This window comes from Paenibacillus sp. FSL H7-0357 (assembly GCF_000758525.1).
Taxonomy (GTDB): domain Bacteria; phylum Bacillota; class Bacilli; order Paenibacillales; family Paenibacillaceae; genus Paenibacillus_AQ.
Map to the genome: position 1 here is coordinate 2,040,634 of NZ_CP009241.1, position 20,838 is coordinate 2,061,471.

Below are 20,838 nucleotides of genomic sequence, written 5' to 3' on the forward strand. Positions count from 1 at the left end.
ACTACATAATTACTACATGTACTACATTGGGATTATCAGTCTTTTGCTATATCATGACGTTGTATCCGTGTATCCGAATTCAGGGTATAATATTGAACAAAGGAGTTGATGAGCATGTATCTGGAATTAAAGGATAAGAGCGGTAAAGTGTATCGTTCTTTTATGAATGACCGTCAGAAGCCTGTAATTGTAATCAATGACACAGAATATGAAGTGTTCGAATTAATCCAGTCTCAGGACAACTCAGATGCTCTTTCGGCTGCGCAAATTGCTGAGCTTGATGCTGATCCTGAAATTGCAGAAATGATCCGAGAGTCCAAACGGGATATTATGCATGGTTCAATAATTTCTTCTAAGCAAATCGGTCAGGAAAGTTGTTTCCGTCAAAAACTTATAAAGACACTTACTATATTCGTATTGATCGTTATATCGTTTCCTATGAGCCATCTGAGGATGGCTCTACATACATAATTACTGCCTTTAAGCATGGAAGAGAGAATAGGAACCATTGACACCAACAGCAATACTTCAAATGTAGTGCTATTTTACTATGGGCGCGAAAGGTTGCTTTCTTTGAAAATATTTTAGTATTGTGAATTCATTTGTAGAATTTATAAGCTATATAAAATGAACTAAATAAGTACAAAAAAGGGCAAAAGTAGCGGAGGGGAAATTTGGAACTGTAGGAGCGATAGCGACCGCCTTTGTCACCGGATTTTCACCGCATATAGCGGGTACAATCAAGAAATTCTTACGACAACAACGGCCGGAAGTCCAAATATTCACCGTAGTTACGTCCTCAAACAAATGGGTAAATATTACATTAAATCTATATATTAGAGAAATATTTGGAGTGGGTTAATTTGGGCATTTGTATAACATAGAAGTGTTATTTTAATATAGAGGTGATTTTTACAATGGCTAGGACTAATCAGTTAACCATACATACGCTCACTCAAGGCGATAGACGACTTGTATCTCAGCTTTTTAAATCTTCAATTTCAGATGCCTTCGAAAAGGAGGGACTGGGGCATTTGCAGGAGGACATTCAACATGAAGTTGACAATAAAAAACAAATGGTTGATGCCTTTCTGAACCCGGCGAATACGGATATATACTTCCTTGTTGCCAAAATAGATGGGACGGTTGTCGGCACGATTTCATTTGCACCCTGCGACGAGGATATTCGCTCATGCACCGGAAATCAACTTGATGATGTGGGAGAGCTAGGAAGCTTATACGTTTTGCCAAGCTATCAGGGTCTCGGTGTAGGCTCGACGTTGATTAAGGAACTGATGGCATATCTAAGAAAGCAAGGGATTGAGCAGTTTTGCCTGGACAGTGGCTACCAACGTGCGCAGGCAAAATGGCTGCAGAAATTTGGCAAGCCGTATAAGGTGGTTAAGGATTATTGGGGACCGGATTCGGTTCACATGGTTTGGTTATGCAAAGTCAGCGATTATACAATATAGACTGGGAAGTTTCCATCAGCCGTTTGCCCTCCGAGATTGACAGATTTAGGGGCGCTGGCTATACTTGAAATGTCAAAATGCAAATCGGATAAAACGTTGATGAAATGAAGTACGCCGGAGCATGGCTCCCTCAGAGAACGGATTCCGTTACGATTACAATCGTAATGGCTGCGAGAATCCGGAAGACAGACCGGCGGAAAGCTGATTTCGGAGTGCGGGGACAATCCCGCCGGGGGGCGCCCGTTAACAGCCGCGACAAGGCGATCGCCAGCAGTTGTCCCATGCATATGGGCAGGGCGATAACCAGGGTGGTACCGCGATAATAATCGTCCCTGAATTCATTCAGGGGCGTTTTTGTGCATTCCGGCAGAAGTGCCGAATTAATGATAAGACGGGAGCTGTACATGATGAAAGCAAGTGAAATCCGTTCCAAATGGCTGCAGTTTTTTGAGAGTAAAGGCCACAAAATCGAGCCCAGCGCATCGCTGGTGCCCCATAATGACCCTTCGTTACTGTGGATTAACGCCGGTATGGCGCCGCTGAAGGCTTACTTCGATGGCCGGGAGATTCCTGAGAATCCCCGCCTGGCCAACTCGCAGAAATGTATCCGCACCAATGATATTGAGAATGTGGGCAAGACGCGCCGCCACCACACGTTCTTTGAAATGCTGGGGAACTTCTCCATCGGCGACTACTTTAAAGAAGAAGCGATCACCTGGGCTTGGGAGTTCCTGACCGGCAAGGAATGGATCGGCTTTGATCCGGAGCGCATTTCCGTGACGGTGTACGCCGAGGATGAAGAAGCCTTCAAGCTGTGGAATGAAAAGGTAGGACTGCCTGCAGAACGCATCATTAAGCTGGGAGATGAGAACTTCTGGGATATCGGCGAAGGCCCATGTGGACCTTGCTCAGAGATCTTCTACGACCGCGGTGAAGCTTACGGCAACGACATGAGTGATCCGGAAATGTATCCGGGCGGGGAAAATGAGCGTTGGCTCGAAGTGTGGAACCTGGTGTTCTCACAGTTCAACCATAACAAGGACGGCAGCTATACACCGCTTCCGAATAAGAATATCGATACCGGAGCGGGTCTGGAGCGTCTGGCTTCCATCCTGCAGGATGTCGATTCCAACTTCGACACGGATCTGTTCCAGCCGGTAATCCAGAAGACGGCGAAGCTGGCCAAAGTTACCTATAAAGACAACTTGGAGCAGGATATCGCACTTAAGGTGATTGCTGACCATATCCGTACCGTTACTTTTGCAGTAGGCGACGGAGTGCTTCCTTCCAATGAAGGACGCGGTTATATTATCCGCCGTTTGCTCCGCCGTGCGGTCCGTTACGGCAAGACGCTGGGTCTGGATCGTCCGTTCCTGTATGAGCTGACGGAAACCGTCGGTGAGGTTATGGGTGTGTACTATCCATCCATTGTAGACAACCGGGAGTATATCGCTAAAATCATCCGTACGGAAGAGGAGCGTTTCCACGAAACCTTGTCCGACGGTCTGGCCATTCTTGGCGAGCTTACCGCCAAAGCAAAGACGGAAGGCCTTGCTGCCATCGCTGGAGCAGATGCCTTCAAACTTTATGATACGTACGGCTTCCCGTTTGACCTTACGGAAGATTTTGCTTCCGAGCAAGGACTTACTGTTGACCGTGAAGGCTTTGATGCCGCGATGCAGGAACAGCGTGACCGGGCCAGAGCTGCCCGCCAGGATGGAGCCAGCATGAAGATTCAGGGCGGCGCGCTTGCTGAGCTGACGGTTAAAAGTGAATTTGTTGGTTATAATGACTCCGTAACAGAGTCAAAAATACTTGCTATTGTTGTCGGCGGTGAACTTGTCGATACAGCCGGTGAAGGTACCGAGTGCCAGGTGATTTTGGAATCAACACCGTTCTACGCCGAAAGCGGCGGACAGGTCAGTGACACCGGCCTGCTTACCGGAGGCTCTGTCACTGCCAAGGTAACCGGATTGTTCAAAGCACCGCATGGCCAGCATGTTCATCTGGTTACTGTTGAAGCCGGGGAGCTGAAGGTAGGCGAGAGTATCCGCGCGGAAGTAAACCGCGAGCAGCGCGAGGATATCGTGAAGAACCATACGGCAACCCACTTGCTGCATAAAGCGCTCAAGGAAGTATTGGGCGGCCATGTGAACCAAGCCGGGTCTTTAGTAGAAGGCGCACGTTTGCGTTTTGACTTCTCGCATTTCGGCGCAATTACGCCGGAGGAGCTGAGTGATATTGAGCATCGCGTAAATGCTCAAATCTGGCGCGGCCTGGATGTCGTGATCGAGAGCAAGCCAATTGAAGAAGCAAAAGCAATGGGGGCAATGGCCCTATTCGGTGAGAAGTACGGCAATGTGGTACGTGTCGTTCAGGTGGGTGACTACAGTCTTGAACTGTGCGGCGGCTGCCATGTGTCCAACACCTCGCAAATTGGAATCTTCAAGCTGGTCAGCGAGAGCGGCATCGGCTCCGGCGTACGCCGGATTGAAGCTGTTACCGGCCGTTATGCTTATGAGTTCACGGAGAGCCAGCTTGATCTGCTGAAGCAGTCAGCAGGCTTGCTGAAATCCTCCCTGAATGATGTGCCGAAGCGGATTGACGCGCTGCATGCCCAGGTTCGTGAGCTTTCCCGCGAGAATGAGTCACTGCAATCCAAGCTGAGCGCTACCTTTGCGGCAGAGCTGACAAGCAGCGTGAAGACAGTGGGCGGCGGTACACAGCTGCTGGCTGTTGCTGTTCAAGCCGGCAATATGGATGCCCTGCGCTCCACGGCCGATGAATTGAAATCCAAGCTGCCTGATGCTGTACTTGTGCTGGGTGCAGCGATGGACGATAAGGTCAACTTTGTAGTCGCAGTACCTCAGGAGCTGGTGAAGAAAGGCTTCCATGCCGGCAAGCTGGTCAAAGAGGTTGCTGCGGTATGCGGCGGCGGCGGCGGTGGACGGCCGGATATGGCCCAAGCCGGCGGTAAAGATGCCTCCAAGCTTGGCGAAGCACTCGTTAAGGCTGAAGAGCTGGTAGCTGCACTGGCGTAAACATCAGGCTACAGGGGTTCCCAAGGTAGCTGTCAACTAACATTAAGGCAGATCAGCCCTAGGCTGATACGCTGCCTGCGAACAAGGTAAAAGCATGTGAGACAGAGAAGCAGCGGTACTGAGTGCTCCATATCAGTGCCGCTGCTTTATTCAAAAAAATAAAAAGTTTTGAATTTTTGCGAATATTCGCCTTTCATGGTATTCTGCAATAGCTTAAAAGCCAAAAAAATCTATATTAATGTAGATAAAATGCCAAAAAAAGCGTTATTATTGTGGCAGGATTTCCTCGTTGGGGCATGAATATGTTATGATGAAGGCAGCAAGTAAGCTGTACAGCAGCAACTTTGCGAAGCTGCCCTTTTAGGGTGATTTTGCAGAAGGAAGGTGTCACAAATGGACTCCATGGACAAAACGGTTAAATTCAATGTGAAGGGCGATGAAAAGGAAGCTTCTCCTCAGGAAATCTTGCTCGCCGTATACGACGCGCTCGTGGAGAAAGAATATCATCCGATCAATCAGATCGTTGGATATCTTCTTTCCGGAGATCCGGCTTACATTCCGCGCCATAACAATGCGAGAAGTTTGGTCCGGAGGAAAGAACGTGATGAGCTGATTGAGGAACTGGTCCGTTTCTACCTTGCCAATCATCGGGTGGATCAGCCGAAATGAAGAAGCTGGGTCTGGATTACGGCGACCGTAGAATCGGAGTCGCCACAAGCGATATTTTCGGATGGACAGCCCAGGCTCTAGAGACGATTGAGCGCCGCGGAAACGGGAATGAGTTCGAACGGATCCGCGAACTGGTGAAAGAGCACGAAATTGGAGAAATTGTGGTTGGGCTTCCGAAAAATATGAATGGCTCAGTTGGACCGCGTGGTGAAATCTGTATAGAATTCGCCGGCCAGCTGCGGGAACAACTCGAATTACCCGTACACCTTTGGGATGAGCGTCTGACGACAGTATCCGCTGAGCGGGTGCTGATTGAAGGAGACGTCAGCCGGAAGAAACGCAAAGGGATTGTGGACAAAATGGCCGCAGCCTTGATTTTGCAAAATTTTTTGGATGCTAACAGTAAAAGGTGAGGGGTGCGCGGATATGACAAACGAGCAGATCGGCCAAGAAGAAGAACCGGAAATTATCTATATTCCCGATGAGGAAGGTAATGAAGAGGAATTTGAGGTCATCATGAAGTTTGAAGTCGACGGTTCGGATGCAAAGTATATGATGGTGGTTCCACTCGATTCCGAGGATGAAGAGAGCGATGAGGTGTATGCGTTCCGTTACGAGGAAGATGGTGACGACCTGCAGCTCTTCATGATCGAGAATGACGAAGAATGGGCCATTGTTGAAGAGACTTTCAATACTTTGGTAGACGAATTGGACGGAGGAGCCGAGAATGACTGATTTTTCCGCCGAACAAGCGGTATGGACATCTAAGCTCAAAGAAGTATACGGAGAAACAGTGGAACTGGAAGACGAGCAGGGTAAATCTTCCGTTTACGATATTATTGCCGAGTTTGAAGTCGGTGACCGCGCATATGCGGTGCTGACCGGTTCCGGAAAAGACGCGGAGCAGGAGATTCTGCGGATTGTAGTTTCGCCTGACGGTCTTCCGGAGCTGGAGAGCATCGTTGACGATGAAGAGTGGGAAGATATTTCCGAGCTGTACGATGAGCTGACTTTTCCCGCAGAGGACACGGAATAAGCATCTTTATCTGTATGCAACATTATGTTGAGCATGAAGAGGGCGGAATTTTCCGCGCTCTTTTTGCTTGATATACGACCATAAAAGGTTGATGCAGCGTTCTCATGAAATTTATGTTGAATTTAAGACAATACAATTTTATACTTTATAGTCGGAAAGTGAGGAGTCACATTTGAAAGCCGCAATCCGCGCTGTGCTCATTATTATCCTTTTGCTGGCATTGGCAGGAGGGGGAGGAGCATGGTATATCTGGAATGGCATGCAGCCGGTAGAGCCTGCAGGGCCAGCCGTCACGTTTACGATAGAGAAGGGCATGGGGAGTGCGGAAATCGCCAGCCTGCTCGAAGATAACGGCATTATACGTAACGGAATGTTCTTTAGGGGATATCTGAAATGGGTCAAAGAAGGGTCAAGCTTCAAGGCAGGCACCTATACGGCAAGTCCAGGGGACACCTATGATGAGCTGATTGCCCGGCTGAATGCCGGGGATGTGGTGAAGGAAGATACGGTGGTGTTCACCATTCCCGAAGGATTCACGGCGAAGCAGATAGCTGAGAAGCTTGCAGAGGCTTGGAACCAGCCGGCTGATGTGTTTCTGAAAATGATGAACTCGGGGGCGGGGCTGACTGCGGTAAATACGCTGAAGATTCCCGAGGACGCTAGTTTACGGCACCGGCTTGAGGGCTATTTGTTCCCGGAAACGTATGAGCTGGCCAAGGACAGTACACCGCAAGAGGTTGTTGAAGCCATGCTGGAGCAGTTGACGAAGAAGCTGGACAGTATTCCGGACTGGCAGGCGCAGCTTGCGGAGCGCGGATTGTCGCTGCATGAACTGCTGACCGTAGCTTCTCTCGTGGAGCGGGAGGTAGTTGTGGACGAAGAACGTCCGCTTGTAGCCGGTGTTATTTATAACAGGCTGAAAAAAGGCCAGAACCTGGAGATCGACGCAACTGTCCAGTATCTGCTGGACAAGCAGAAGGAAAGACTGCTGAATAAGGACCTGAAGGTCGAAAGCCCGTACAATACGTACCGGAACCCGGGTCTTCCACCTGGCCCTATCGGAAGTCCAGGCCTTGCATCGATTCAGGCTGCGCTTGCGCCGAAAGCCTCAGAGTACTATTTCTATGTGACCAAAAAAGACGGCACGCAGGGACATCTGTTTGGCAAGACCTACAAGGAACATTTAGCCAATATCAAAAAAAGTGAACAAAATCAGTAGGAAACCTGTAAAATGAGAACTGTTGCCGTTCCAGGAATTCCAGTAGGCGTTTTAGGGTTTGAGGGGGAATTCTCCCTCTATTTTAAATAAATGATGATGAGCTGGGCGGATGAATTTAGGAGGAATCAACATGAATAACAAACCGGAGCTGCTGGCAACGGCGGCTTCCTTGGAAGAAGCGCGTGTATTGCTGGATGCCGGGGCAGATGCGCTCCTCATCGGGGATGACCGTTTCGGCATGCGACTTGCCGGACATTTCTCGCTGGAGGACACAGCGGCTGTCGTTAGTCTGGCTCACGGCAAAGGCCGCAAGGTCTATGCCGGTCTTGGCGGGCTGATGACGAACCGTCTGCTGGATGAGCTTCCTGCTTATGTGAAGGCGATCGGTGAGCTTGGCGTTGACGGCATTGAATTCGGAGATCCAGCGGTGCTGGCGGCTGTGAAGCAGGAAGCGCCGGGCATGAAGCTTCACTGGAATGCGGAAATGACCTCGACCAATTATGCCACAGCGAACTATTGGGGCCGCAAGGGAGCATCGCGGGTCGTTCTGGCCCGTGAATTGAATATGGATGAGATGACCGATATGGTGCCGCTGCTGGAGATCGAAGCCCAGGTACACGTCCACGGGATGACGAATATATATCATTCCAAACGCAAGCTGGTAGAGAGCTATATGTCGCATCAAGGCCGTCCGAGTGAAGGCGGAAGCCTTGGCAAGGAGCGCGGCTTATTCCTGATTGAAGCAGAGCGCCAGAATGAGAAGTTTCCGATTTATGAAGATGTCAACGGGACACATATTATGAGTTCCGACGATATTTGCATTCTGGAGGATCTTCATCTGCTGCTGGGTGCCGGAGTACACAGCCTGAAGATTGAAGGGCTGCTGAAGCCCGCTGCCTACAATGCCGCTGTAGTTAAGGCTTACCGCCATGCGATAGACCTCTACACCGCTGATCCGGCAGGTTATGCGTTCCAGGAGGAATGGATGGACGGAATCCGGGCGCTGCAGGACCCTGAGCGTGAACTGACATTCGGCTTTTTCTACAAGGAACAGGTATATTAAAATATAAATAATGCAATGATTTGCTGATTTTAAAATGAACTTAATGCCTAACCTTAAAGATAGAGTAACGGAGGGAAGGTTTGGAACTGTAGGAGCGATAGCGTACGCCTTTAGGTTTGGATTTCTACCGTGGCTAACGGTTCAAATCAGGAAATCCAAACCTAACAGCGGCCGGAAGTCCAAACACTTACCGCAGTTGCGTTCATATCTAAAAGGAAGATTTTCAGGTTTATTTATACAGCAAAGATATGGAGGGGAGAACAGGAATGGGAACCATGACAAAGCCTAAGTTTAAGGGCAAACGTTACCGTCTGGACAAACCGGAGCTCCTTGCTCCGGCGGGTAATCTGGAGAAATTGAAATTCGCCGTGCATTATGGTGCGGATGCAGTATATATTGGAGGCCAGAAATACGGCCTGCGCTCCGGAGCGGATAACTTCAGCTTTGAAGAAATGCGTGAGGGCGTGGAATTCGCCAAGAAATACGGGGCCAAGGTATTTGTTGCCACCAATATCTATGCCCATAACGAAGATATCGCCGGGATTGAAGAATACCTGCGCAATCTATATGAAGCCGGGATTGCCGCCATTATTGTAGCGGATCCGGCCATCGTCGATACCGCGCGCCGCCTGGTGCCGGGCCTTGAGGTGCATCTCAGTACCCAGCAGTCCACACTGAACTGGCAGGCTGTCTCTTTCTGGAAAGAGGAAGGTCTGCCGCGTGTAGTACTGGGCCGTGAGACCAGCCTTGAAGAGATTGCCGAGATCAAAGCACATGTGGACATCGAGATCGAGAGCTTTATCCACGGAGCCATGTGCTCCTCGTATTCCGGTCGCTGCGTGCTGTCGAATCACTTCACGGACCGTGACTCTAACCGCGGCGGCTGCTGCCAGTCGTGCCGCTGGAAATACGATCTGTTCGAAGATGCCCGTCCGGAAGGTGCCTGGGTATCTGAGGAAGAGCAGGCTGAAGCCCTTTCGTCCCCGCAGCGTCTTGAGCCCGGTGTAACCCAGCTTCCACTACATCAGCCGGAGGATAACCAGTTCTCGATGGGCTCCAAGGATTTGTGCATGCTGGAGAGCATTCCTGAACTGATTGAGGCGGGCATTGACAGCTTCAAAATTGAAGGCCGGATGAAGTCGATTCACTATGTGGCGACTGTAGTCAACGCCTACCGCAAGGCCATTGATGCTTACATGGCCGATCCGGAAGGTTATGAGCTGAAGCCGGAGTGGCTGGAAGAGCTGCAAAAAGCGGCAAACCGTCCGCTGAACACCGGATTTTTCTACGATACCCCGGATCATGAGGATCATATCTATGAGCCGGAGGAAAAAGCGGCTCCTTATGATTTTGCCGGACTGGTGCTGGAGTATGATGCCGAAAGCGGCATGGCTCTAATTCAGCAGCGCAACAACTTCAAGCCGGGGCAGGAAGTGGAGTTCTTCGGCCCGGACAACACCTTCTTCAAGCAGACCGTCGGAGAGCTGTGGGATGAAGAAGGCAACCGGCTTGACGTTGCCCGCCACCCGCTTCAGCGTGTCCGCATGAAGGTAGACCAGCCGGTAGCTTATTTCGATATGATGCGGAAGAGAAAATAATTTTATTATTTATTTACAAGGGATGCTCTTATTTTTTTGAAGAGCATCTCTTTTTTTTGCGCTCCCGCCAAAATTCGGGATATTCTTAGGAAATATAAAATATTCTCTGGGAATTTGTAAAGAAAACTAAGAAAAAAGACCCAATATGCCGATATATATTCCGTGAACGCTTACATACATCTTCTAAACTAATTGGTAGGTGATGGTAATGGGGGCTCCCGAGCGTGAAAAAAGAGGAGAACAGCAGAAAGGGAGAAGGATGAGAGTGGGGAAGAACAAGAAGAAACCGGTGACAGTACAAAAAGCAGAGACAAACCGCACAAGTGAAACACAGACAGCAAGCAAAAGTAAGGTCAAGAAAGTGCGCGACAAGGTAACCCTTAAGGGGGTACTACATACTTCGGTGCGTCAGGTGAAAAGGGTCAACCCGCTGAAATCAGTTGGTGTCAAGCTGTTTTTGATTTTCTTGTCTTCAATTGTTATTGTGGTACTGCTCTTGGGACTGTTGTCCTATAACAAGGCCAAGAATACGATTAAAGATAATGTATCAGAAGCTAACCGGCAGACCATTATCCAGACCTCTGATAAGCTTGATATTCTTATCAAACAGTATGAGAATCTGGCACTGCAACTGTATTTTGATTCGAAAATGCAAAGTGATTTGACGGATTTGGCTTCCGCAAGTTCCAATTATGATAAATTTGTAGCTACCGATTCAATAAGCAAGAAGCTATCCAGCCAGACGACAACGGATTCGAACATTGTAGCTATTTCACTGATTCCGCAGTCAGCGGACTATAGTGTAATTACAAGCGGCAACTCCGGACTGAAAATGGATGGAATAAGAGATCAGGATTGGTATAAGACGGTTGTAGGCCGTACTCAGGAATATGAATATTATTACTCCAAGGAAACCAAAGCATCCCAGAACTACTGGTTCTCGACGGCCATTGAAGGTGATAAAGGGAAAAATATCGCGATGGTAAGATCCCTCAAAAACATGGGTTCCAATTCAGGCTATGTAATCATGCTTGAACTGAAAAACACACTGCTGGAGGAAGCCTTCAAAACGGTTTCCCTCGGAGACGGCTCACGGATTCAGCTTGTGGACCCGGATGGTATAGTAGTCGCTTCTAATGTACCTGCTGATGATGGGGTGGCTTCAGAGCTAGCCTTCATCAAGGAGAGCAAGAGCAACAACGCAAGTCAGGAAGCCAGTGATGCCGACGGCAAGGATGTGCTGGCAGTGTATAATCCCTTGACCAAGGCTGACTGGAAGCTGACCGGAGTGGTGCCTACCGGCGAGCTGGTGAAGGCAGCACGTCCGATTCTGTTCACGACTTATCTGGCGGCGCTTGCCGCAGCCGCGCTCGCGGTAGTGCTAGGGTTCTGGATGGTCCAGATGATCGCCAAACCGCTGGCACGCCTGAAGGATCTTATGGTTGAAGGTTCAAAAGGTGACCTGAGCGTGCGTACCGAATACGTATCTAAGGATGAGATCGGCGAACTGTCGGCCTCCTTCAATACAATGATGGAACGGATTACAGAACTGGTTGCACAGACAACGGACACAGCCCGTGAAGTGCTGGATACTGCTGGTGAGCTTGGTGAAGCTTCCCGCAAGACTGCCATTTCCGCGAAGGAAATTGCCGCTGCTACGGAAGAGATCGCCGGTGGTGCAGGAAGTTTGGCTTTGGAAGCTGAACGCGGCAATGAACTGACGGATCTGATCGCTACGCAGATGCAGAGCGTTATCGCTGCCAATGCCGAGATGGATGAGGCGGCCCGTGGTGTCGGTGAAGCCAGCGGACACGGAGCGAAGCAACTGGAAGAGCTGCTGAAGCAGACAGGCCGTACCGGAGAGATGACAACCGCACTGGTGGATCGTGTCAACGATTTGAAAGAAACGGTATTCTCTGTAATCAAAGTGCTTGATGTGATGAAGAACATTACACAGCAGACAAACATTCTCTCATTGAATGCAACCATTGAAGCAGCAAGAGCGGGCGAAGCAGGCCGCGGATTTATGGTCGTGGCTGGGGAAGTCCGGCAGCTGGCGGATCAATCCAAGCAGTCCATTGCCCTTGTAGCCGGGATTACCGATAAAATCATGGCTGAAATGAACGAGACAGTAACTGTGCTGTCCGAAGTTGCACCGCTCTTCAAGCAGCAGATGAGTTCGGTGAAGAGCACAAGCGATATCTTCGTATCGGTTAAGGGACAGATGGAGGATTTCATTACAAGCCTCGAATCAGTGACCGGAGCCATTGGAAGCCTCAATCATTCCCAAGGTGTCCTGTCGGATGCCATGGGCAACGTAAGTGCGGTAGCGCAGCAATCCTCGGCCACTTCGGAAGAGGTAGCCTCACTCAGCAGCGAGCAGCAGAACGTGAGCGATCACCTCGTTTCGCTGTCAGGCAAGCTGGAGAGCGTTTCAACTCAGCTGAAGGATAAGCTGGCGCTGTTTACCATCAAATAAATCATTAGAGTTACGCAGGTTTTTGAGCCGATAAGGCCGTTTCTTCCACAGGAAGAAGCGGCCTTATTCCGCTTTAACAGGTTTCAATGCTTTGGCAAAGGGCTATGGAAACAATCTTTGAAGTTAACTTGGAACTTTGCGTGCTATCTTCTTGTACAACCACACACTAACACGTATAATGATTTTGTTAGGCAAATTGTTATGAATATAAGAAAAGTTAGGTAAACGCCATTGAAGGAGAAGGGCCGTATGAAGGGTAAACGCAAATACAACTGGTGGTCCTTTATCGGGGATATGAGCATGGAACGCAAGCTACTCCTCGTCTTTCTGATTATCATTACACTCCCGCTTTCTTTTATCAGTGTAATCAGCTTCAAGAGCTACTCCAAGTCCATCGAGTATAATACCATTGCTTATTCAGAAAAGCTGATTGATCAAATGATGGACGGGATTGATGACTACATAGAGGATATGAAACGAATCTCATCCATGCCCGCTTATGTAAACGATATCAAGCAGAACCTGCTGCGCTCGAACCGTTATTATGAGCAGAAGCAGGGCATGACGGGCGAGACGGACAGTTCTTCGATTGCACCCGGTGATTTTGATCTTTTGCTGTCTATACAGCGGGGGATCGAAGGAAATATATCCTTCATCAACAATATCAAACGGGGCACGAATTCCGTGTATATTTTTGACGGCTATGGCAACGGTTATTATTCGGCCAAAGACGGAGGCGTCCGGTTGGATCTGAAGCAAAGCTACAAGTTCTGGAGCGAGCAGGCCAAGTATTCCAGCGGGGAAGCACTGCTTTTCGGCACTCAGGCATACACAAGCAATCTGCAAAGCACCCGTTATGCGTTTACGGTTGTTCGTAAAATTGTCGACGGCCTGTGGAATCCAATCGGACTGATCGCGGTGGATGCCAATATCAGCAACATGGAAAACCAAGTTGCCGAACTGGATAAGGTTACGCACGGCAAGTCATTAATTGTGGATGAGAACGGAAAAGTTGTGTATGACAGCGATCAGAAGCTGCTGACGACGGATATTTCACACACGTTGCTGTACCGTAAGGCGCAGGGCAGCGCCGGGAGCTTCTACGATACGGTGTCCGGCAGGGATAGGCTGAATATATATTCAAGCTCCTCCAAGACCAATTGGAAGGTGATTATCTCCATTCCGGTCGATGAGTTGACCCGTGATGTGAAGCTGACCCGCAATGTGACCTTTGCTGCAACGCTGATTATCATTGTGCTGGCGCTGATTATTTCGATTATTTTATCCTTTGCTTTGACCAAACCGTTGACTCAATTGATTCAGCTAATGAAAAAAGTGCAGAACGGCGATCTTGATGTCACCTTCCGAGTCAAACGCCGGGATGAAATTGGCCTGCTGGGTCACCAGTTCAACCGGATGCTTGCTCGGATCAGGCAGCTGATCGAGGATATCTACCGGATTGAAGAGCAGAAGAAGGAGGCGGAGCTACAGGCGCTGCAGAGCCAGATCAATCCTCACTTCATCTATAACACACTGGAGTCTATACGCATGACTGCAGAGCTTAATGACGATGTGGAAGCCGCCGACATGATCTCCATACTGGGCAAGCTGCTGCGTTACAGCACGAGTGAATTAACCGGCAAAACGACGATGAAGCAGGAACTGCTATATGTGCGCAACTACGTAGAGCTGCTGGGCAGCCGTTATCCCGGACGTTTCCTGCTGGAGATCGATGTCCCGGAGGAGCTTAACGAATACTCCATCATTAAGCTGGTCTTCCAGCCGATCATAGAGAACGCTGCTTATCACGGATTGGATGACAGCAAGCCGCAGATGCATCTCAGCATTAAATGTGAGATTACGGAGCATAAGCTGCTGTTTCATATCAGCGATGACGGCTGCGGTATGGATCAGGACACGCTGGACAAGCTCAATGACAGTCTGAAACGCGAGACACCTCGAAAGAAAAGCATCAATGGAGGAATCGGTATGAAAAATGTGCACCAGCGTGTACAGCTGCATTATGGTGCGGGTTACGGCATTGAAGTGTTCAGTGAGGCCGGGAAAGGGACGGATGTAATCTTATCCCTGCCACTGCTGGAGCCAAGCGAACGGACGGATGGCGAGAGCTAAGAGAGGGGGGAACACCTTGAAGAGGATTAAAATGCATTGGCCTGTACAAACGGTGCTGCTGGTTCTGCTGCTGCTGTCAGCGGGTTGCGAGAATCGCAGCAACAGCAAGGAGCCTGCTGCATCAGCTGCCGTAAACGGGGGCGCATCCAGTTTATCAGGCACGATTGTCATGCTGACGAATCGAATCGATCTGATTGAGAATGGAACCTTCAAAGGATATGCCGACCAGTTTAAAAAGAAGTATCCGGAAGCTAATGTGGAATTCGAAGGCTTGTCCAATTATGCGAGCGACATTCTCGTCCGATTATCGACCAAGGACGCCGGGGATGTTCTGCTGCTGCCTGTTAATTTGCCGGCGAAAGAGCTTGAGCTTTTTTTTGAGCCGCTGGATAATGAAATGTCCGCCCAGGAAAGATTCACCACATTCGCTACTTACGGTGGCAAGAGGTACGGATTATCTACAGGTACGACAACCAGTGGAATCGTCTATAACAAGCGGGCTTTCGAGCAGGCGGGCATTACGCAAATTCCGCAGACCCTTGAACAATTCTACGCAGCCTGCGCCAAGCTGAAGGCGGCGGGAATTACCCCCGTCTACTTAAATTACGGAGCCGTCTGGCCGCTGCGGGAATGGGGAAATAATATGGTCAATTTTATGACCGGTGATCCCGAATACATGAACAACATGGTTCATGAGGACAGCCCGTGGCAGATTGATAATGCATGGGGGCAATCTCTGTCCATTGCCAGAACGATAATAGACAGGGGTTATGTGGAGGACGAGCTGTTCTCAAACAATTGGGAGATTTCCAAGACCAAGCTGGCGAAGGGGGAGGTCGGCATGTATCTGCTCGGAAACTGGACGATCCGCCAGGTGCTGGATGCCGGTGCTTCTGAAGGGGATATCGGATTCTTCCCGTTTCCGTATGATAATAGCAGTGAACATTATGCTCCGCTCAATCCGGACTGGTTCATTGGAGTCAGCAAATTCAGCAAGCATAAGGAGCTTTCCATGGCCTGGGTAGAGTATTTTGTAAAAGAGACCTCTTACACGGCTGACTGGGGCTTCCTGCCTCCTGAGGGAGCTGCAGAGCCTTCTATGGAGCCATTCCGCGAGTTTCTCTCCTACAATCCCCGGTTGGTTGAGGCTACGGTGCAAAGTGATGCCTTCATAGAGATGGCGAACCGGGCGAAGCTGTCGTTCTGGTCAGGAGATTATATTCAGGAGCTGCTTGCCGCGCCGGATTTACAGCAGTCTTTTGACATGTTGAATGAGAAGTGGAAGGAAGCGCGTCAGGGGCAGCAGGCTTCTCCGCAGCCATAAACGGGAATTGTTTTATAAATCAAGATTATTTTGGAGGGTTTTCATATGGCTAAAAAGGTTACCATGCAGAAAATTGCCGATCATCTCGGTGTATCCAAGTTTGTCGTCTCCAAATCGCTTTCAGGCAAGGGCGGCGTCAACGAAACAACCAGAGAGCGGGTAATCCAGGCTGCTTCACAGCTTGGCTATTTCACACAGAAGAATGCATACGTGCAAAATATAAAACGTTCCTCCCAGGGCTCAGGGAGCGACCGGAATAAGCAGTCGGTGCTGGTGCTGATGCCCAATATCCGTTCACAGACTCAGGATTCCCTCTATTGGGGCAAAATTGTTGACGGTATCGCACTTGCACTGGATCAGGAAGGCCTCGGAATGGTGATTGTTTCCGAGCACCGTGCAGATAATTTCGTCAATATTTTGAACCCGAACGGTCTTCTCGGCCTGCTTGGGGTAGGACAGATTTCTACCTCGCTGCTGCTGGAGGTGCACCGTATCGGACTGCCGATGGTGCTGATTGATCATGAAGATCCGCTAATTCCGAGTGATACAGTATTCGCCAACAATACTGATTCCATGAACCGGCTGAGCAACCACCTGATGGCAACTGGGCATAAGCTGCTGCATTTTATCGGTAATATCCGCTACTCGCGCAGCTTCCGGGACCGCTGGATCGGCTTCCGCAGCGCCCTGGAAGAGAGTGAATTGAAGCCCCCTGCCGGTGATGACGAGATGCTTCAGCTGGAAGGTATGGATGACGCAATCATTCAAGAGCAGTTTAACCAATGGATGGCGAAGCGGAAAAAAGCCAAAACCATGCCGACTGCGCTAGTCTGCGCCAATGATTTCATCGCGCTCACAGTCAGCGAGGCGCTGAAGGAAGAAGGCTTCTCCATACCAGGCGATATCTCGGTTACGGGATTTGACAACATCGAGGATGCAACAAGAGGTGTTCCGCCGCTTACTACTGTGCATGTACCCAAGGAGGCAATGGGCCGGGCGGCAGTGGAGAAGCTGCTGAACCGGATTCATAATCCGTCAGCACCTCTGGAGAAGATTCTGATCGCTGCGGATATCGTCCACCGGGATTCAGCGGCCGGACCGCAGAGCTAGGGAATGCGATGAAGACAGGAGGAGATGGAATGAACCAGACGTTAGCAGATCCGACAGAACACCCGGATTGGAGACTGCCGCATTCATTTGAATGGTATGCCGGACTGGGAGGGGCGACGGGGAAATATACGTACCCCTGGAATTCCACGATCACGGGGCCCGATGCGGAGGCGATGTTCGCCGAGGAGGTTGCAGGGCTGGTGCCAGGGCAAAGAGTGCTCGATATCGGCTGCGGCCACGGGGATTTTACGATTCGCTGGAGTCCTGTGGTGAAGCAAATTGTCGGGCTGGATGTCACTGCTGATTTTATTGAATCGGCCAACAACAGAGCCCTCTCCAATGTTTCTTTTGTTACGGCCAATACCAAGCACAAGCTTCCCTTCGAAGACGGACAATTTGATTGTGCTTACAACCGTAAAGGCCCGACCTCCGCATACTCCGATCTTACGAGAATCCTCACTAAAGGCGGGAGGCTGCTTGCTCTCCATCCCGGCGACCGTTTGTCGCCAGAGCTGTCCAGGCTCTTTCCCGGGCTGTTTGCACCTCAGCCGGAAGGAACTCCGGTACTGGACAAGATCAATCAACGGCTCGAGGCAAGCGGATTTACAAGCGCTGAAATCGAGATTGTTACGAGTGAGCAGTATTTTCATGAGCCGCTGGATATTGTGCGGTTGCGCTGTTTTGGCCAGACACCTGCGGTTCACGAAATGGTGTTGCAATGTATGCCTGAGATCAGCCGGATCTTCAATCAGCACCAGTCATCCCAAGGGTTGCAGGCAACCTTGGATAATTACATCGTTCGCGCAGCGGTGTAAGTTGGCACTAAGTCTGCTCAAATCTCAAAAAACAGGAAAAAATGCAAGTATAGTTTCTCTTTTTGCGCTGTTCCGCCACCTGTATAATTTGGCCTGAAACCAAGAGAGGTTATTGGGGCAATTTAGAAGGCATCATCAGCACCTGTAGCTTTAATTGCATTCCCTGCAACTATTCAAGGCATAAGCAGATTATTTCTAGAAATAATTGCATTTCATGCAGTTAAAAATAATGAATTCACCCATTCAAGCCGAAATATCCCAACATAAATGTACAGAATGCAACTATACTCGCGGTGGCAGTGGAATTTACGTTTTTAAGTGTACGAAGTACAATTAAGTCGCATTGAGAGTGGTGAATTCGGCCAAAAAGCCATACGGTCATTACGCTTGCCGGTTCTTACCTCAGCCCATATAAATATAAAAAAAGAGTCAGCCAGGAGATCAACCCGGCGGACCCTTTTTACGTATGAAGTGTAGGCAATTATAGCTGCAAGTTACGGTCGATCAATGCGATGCGCTGTTGTACGCAGGCATAGGAACGGAGCGGATCTTCCGGTGTATTCAGCACATAGTCGAGCATTTGGTCAACTGTAGTGGTAGCTACATGAATGCGGGTGTCGGAGGATGCGTAGTAAATATAGATTTCTCCGTTATCGCGGGCAATAACACCATTGCAAAACACTACGTTGGATACGTCGCCGACACGTTCTTCACCGTCTGGAGCGATGAAATGGCCGCCTGGAGCATGGGTAACTTTGTTCGGCTCATTCAGGTCCGACAGGAAAGCATAAAGCACGTACCGCAGTCCTGCTGCTGTATTGCGCACGCCATGGGCGATGTGCAGCCAGCCGCGCGGAGTTTTGATTGGAGCCGGGCCTTGGCCGTTTTTCACTTCCTTGATGGTGTGATAATAGCGCTGGTCCATAATGGACTCGCTGGTAATTACGGCGTTTTCGATTGTATCGGACAATCCCCAGCCGATGCCGCCGCCGGAACCGGCGTCGATGAAGCCATCCTGCGGACGGGTGTAGAAGGCATATTTGCCATCCACAAATTCAGGATGCAGCACGACATTGCGCTGCTGGGCGGAACCGGTCTTCAGGTCAGCCAGACGTTCCCAGGTCTTCAGATCCTTGGTACGGGTGATTCCGCACTGGGCTACAGCACTGGAGAGGTCGCCGTGCGGTGCATCCGGATCTTTACGCTCGGTGCAGAACAAGCCATAGATCCAGCCATCTGCATGTTTAACCAGACGCATGTCGTAGACATTGATATCCGGGTCTTCTGTTTCAGGCAACACTACCGGATGGTCCCAGAAGCGGAAGCCGTCTACACCGCTGTCGCTTTCGGCTACGGCGAAGAAGGATTTGCGGTCATTGCCCTCAACGCGGGCTACGATATAGAACTTGCCATCCAATTCAATGGCGCCCGGGTTGAAGATGCCGTTAACGCCGATTCTTTCAGCAAAATAAGGATTGGTTGCCGGATTATAATCATAACGCCAGATCAGCGGGGCATGCTCCGCGGTGAGCAGCGGATATTGATAACGGTCATAAGTCCCGTTGCCGTAAGGCACCTTCTCATTTTTGCGTCCGATCAGGGCTTCATAACGTGCCGTTAATTGCTCTTTGCGTTCTTCGAATAAAGTTGTCATTAGATATTCTCCTTTATAGTTGATTTAAGACGTTCGATCATCTCGAAGCAGGCTCTGCTGTTATGATAAGGACATTTCCAGGCACTGACTTTCGGCTCATGCGCGAGCGGCTGCAGCTTCTCGTCAACACCCCAGTACCATTCGCCATACTTGCGGTCCACTAAATAGCTGTCAATAAAGTTCCAGGCACCTTCGGCAGCATTCAGGAACCGCTGATTCCCTGTCAGCTGATAGGCATTGTAGAAGCCGACAACAGCTTCAGCCTGCGGCCACCAGTCCTTATCCTTGCTCAGCAGCCCGCTGCCTTCGGCCTCATTCCAGATGCCTCCGTCGCTGGCGATGCCTTCTTCAAGCGCAGCTTCCGCCATGGTCAGGGCAACTGTGCGCACGCGCTGGAGCAGCTTCTCATCGCCAAGCACCTCTGCGGCTTCCACCAGCAGCCAGCTGCCTTCGATATCATGGCCGTAGGAGACGAGCTCAGATTTCACATGCCACTCCTCATCCAGGAACAGGTGGAAATGCTTGCCTTCCGCGTCAATGATATGATCAAGCATCATTTCGATCAGCCCGGCCAGCTTAACCTTCAGCTCCTCGGATTTCCATACACGGTACAGGCCGGTATAACCCTCCAGCACATGCAGATGCGTATTCATCGACTTCTTCTCATTCATATCCTTGGCGCTTAGCGACAGATCATCCGTTACATGCCATTCACGCGACAGTGCTTCGATATATCCTTTATAAAGCGGATCATAACCGTGCTTTTCCAAGAGACGGAACAGCTCAACCGCTTGTTCCAAGGCTTGCGAATTTCCCGTAGCATGATGGAACTCGGCTAGCGCGTAGATGGCAAAAGCCTGGCCGTATACTTGCTTTTTCGGCTGGGAAGGTGCACCTAAAGCATCTACCATCCAGTAAAATCCACCGTATTCCTTATCTGTGAAATGCTCCAGCAGGTAGCTGTAGGCACGTTCAGCCATGGACAGGTATTCAGCTTTGCGGTACATGCGGTAAGCACTCGCAAACGTCCAGAGAATCCGTGCATTAAGCACAAGGCTTTTCTCTGCGCCTTCGACAACATTCAACTGGTTATCAATTTCGCCAACAAAGCCGCCGTGTTGTTCATCCAGCGTGTGTTCCATCCAGAAGCCGAGAATATTGTCCTGCAACTCCGCTTCCAGCTTCTTTAGCCAATCTTCGGGTGAGTTCTTCATTTTTCTGGTCC

The 20,838-nt window shown here is 49.9% G+C and carries 18 protein-coding genes; 15 read left to right on the forward strand and 3 right to left on the reverse strand.

All coding sequences use genetic code 11. The features are described 5' to 3' along the window. Positions 1 to 114 precede the first annotated feature (114 nt). Positions 115 to 471, forward strand: coding sequence for a hypothetical protein (locus H70357_RS08950; protein WP_038588091.1), 357 nt, complete (start codon positions 115 to 117; stop codon positions 469 to 471). Positions 472 to 917: 446 nt separating this feature from the next. Then, positions 918 to 1,472, forward strand: coding sequence for a GNAT family N-acetyltransferase (locus tag H70357_RS08955; RefSeq protein WP_038588093.1), 555 nt, complete (start codon positions 918 to 920; stop codon positions 1,470 to 1,472). 130 nt (positions 1,473 to 1,602) lie between these two features. On the opposite strand, the gene H70357_RS08960 is transcribed toward H70357_RS08955, so the two are convergent. Continuing rightward, the gene (locus H70357_RS08960; RefSeq protein ID WP_038588096.1) at positions 1,603 to 1,878 is read right to left on the reverse strand and encodes a hypothetical protein; all 276 of its coding nucleotides are present in this window, start codon (positions 1,876 to 1,878) and stop codon (positions 1,603 to 1,605) included. A 1-nt stretch (position 1,879) separates the two neighbouring features. Between H70357_RS08960 and alaS the strand changes: the two genes are divergently transcribed. The 13 genes from alaS to H70357_RS09025 all read left to right on the forward strand — a co-directional run bounded on the left by alaS (position 1,880) and on the right by H70357_RS09025 (position 17,959). Then, the gene (gene alaS / locus H70357_RS08965; RefSeq protein WP_038588098.1) at positions 1,880 to 4,513 is read left to right on the forward strand and encodes an alanine--tRNA ligase; all 2,634 of its coding nucleotides are present in this window, start codon (positions 1,880 to 1,882) and stop codon (positions 4,511 to 4,513) included. A 393-nt stretch (positions 4,514 to 4,906) separates the two neighbouring features. Continuing rightward, positions 4,907 to 5,182 (forward strand): IreB family regulatory phosphoprotein, encoded by a 276-nt coding sequence (locus tag H70357_RS08970; RefSeq protein ID WP_036696603.1) that lies wholly within the window; start codon positions 4,907 to 4,909, stop codon positions 5,180 to 5,182. Further along, entirely contained in the window at positions 5,179 to 5,595 is a 417-nt protein-coding gene (ruvX, locus tag H70357_RS08975) for a Holliday junction resolvase RuvX (RefSeq protein WP_038588101.1), read from the forward strand. Before H70357_RS08970 ends, ruvX begins: the two co-directional genes overlap by 4 nt. A 13-nt stretch (positions 5,596 to 5,608) precedes the next feature. Further along, a complete protein-coding gene (locus tag H70357_RS08980) occupies positions 5,609 to 5,917 on the forward strand; it encodes a DUF1292 domain-containing protein (protein WP_038588104.1) in 309 nt (102 codons plus the stop codon). Further along, positions 5,910 to 6,218, forward strand: a complete 309-nt coding sequence (locus tag H70357_RS08985) for a DUF1292 domain-containing protein (RefSeq protein WP_038588108.1) — start codon at positions 5,910 to 5,912, stop codon at positions 6,216 to 6,218. Before H70357_RS08980 ends, H70357_RS08985 begins: the two co-directional genes overlap by 8 nt. Positions 6,219 to 6,390: 172 nt before the next feature. After that, positions 6,391 to 7,437, forward strand: a complete 1,047-nt coding sequence (gene mltG / locus H70357_RS08990) for an endolytic transglycosylase MltG (RefSeq protein WP_231578398.1) — start codon at positions 6,391 to 6,393, stop codon at positions 7,435 to 7,437. A gap of 130 nt (positions 7,438 to 7,567) precedes the next feature. Next, positions 7,568 to 8,500 carry a peptidase U32 family protein gene (locus tag H70357_RS08995; RefSeq protein ID WP_038588111.1) on the forward strand — a complete coding sequence of 311 codons (933 nt, stop codon included), beginning with the start codon at positions 7,568 to 7,570 and terminating at the stop codon, positions 8,498 to 8,500. Positions 8,501 to 8,766: 266 nt separating this feature from the next. Then, positions 8,767 to 10,098, forward strand: coding sequence for a peptidase U32 family protein (locus tag H70357_RS09000; protein WP_038588114.1), 1,332 nt, complete (start codon positions 8,767 to 8,769; stop codon positions 10,096 to 10,098). Positions 10,099 to 10,357: 259 nt separating this feature from the next. Continuing rightward, a complete protein-coding gene (locus tag H70357_RS09005; protein ID WP_038599062.1) occupies positions 10,358 to 12,577 on the forward strand; it encodes a methyl-accepting chemotaxis protein in 2,220 nt (739 codons plus the stop codon). A gap of 249 nt (positions 12,578 to 12,826) precedes the next feature. Then, positions 12,827 to 14,710 (forward strand): sensor histidine kinase, encoded by a 1,884-nt coding sequence (locus tag H70357_RS09010; protein ID WP_038588116.1) that lies wholly within the window; start codon positions 12,827 to 12,829, stop codon positions 14,708 to 14,710. 16 nt (positions 14,711 to 14,726) lie between these two features. Continuing rightward, positions 14,727 to 16,034, forward strand: coding sequence for an ABC transporter substrate-binding protein (locus H70357_RS09015; protein WP_081965748.1), 1,308 nt, complete (start codon positions 14,727 to 14,729; stop codon positions 16,032 to 16,034). Between the two features lie 45 nt (positions 16,035 to 16,079). Continuing rightward, entirely contained in the window at positions 16,080 to 17,144 is a 1,065-nt protein-coding gene (locus H70357_RS09020) for a LacI family DNA-binding transcriptional regulator (RefSeq protein WP_038588122.1), read from the forward strand. Positions 17,145 to 17,173: 29 nt separating this feature from the next. Next, positions 17,174 to 17,959, forward strand: coding sequence for a class I SAM-dependent methyltransferase (locus tag H70357_RS09025; protein WP_038588125.1), 786 nt, complete (start codon positions 17,174 to 17,176; stop codon positions 17,957 to 17,959). Between the two features lie 481 nt (positions 17,960 to 18,440). Here H70357_RS09025 and H70357_RS09030 read toward each other — a convergent pair whose 3' ends face one another. Both H70357_RS09030 and H70357_RS09035 read right to left on the reverse strand, forming a co-directional pair. Next, entirely contained in the window at positions 18,441 to 19,613 is a 1,173-nt protein-coding gene (locus H70357_RS09030; protein ID WP_038588128.1) for a glycoside hydrolase family 130 protein, read from the reverse strand. Continuing rightward, positions 19,613 to 20,827 carry an AGE family epimerase/isomerase gene (locus H70357_RS09035; RefSeq protein WP_038588131.1) on the reverse strand — a complete coding sequence of 405 codons (1,215 nt, stop codon included), beginning with the start codon at positions 20,825 to 20,827 and terminating at the stop codon, positions 19,613 to 19,615. Before H70357_RS09035 ends, H70357_RS09030 begins: the two co-directional genes overlap by 1 nt. Positions 20,828 to 20,838 lie beyond the last annotated feature (11 nt).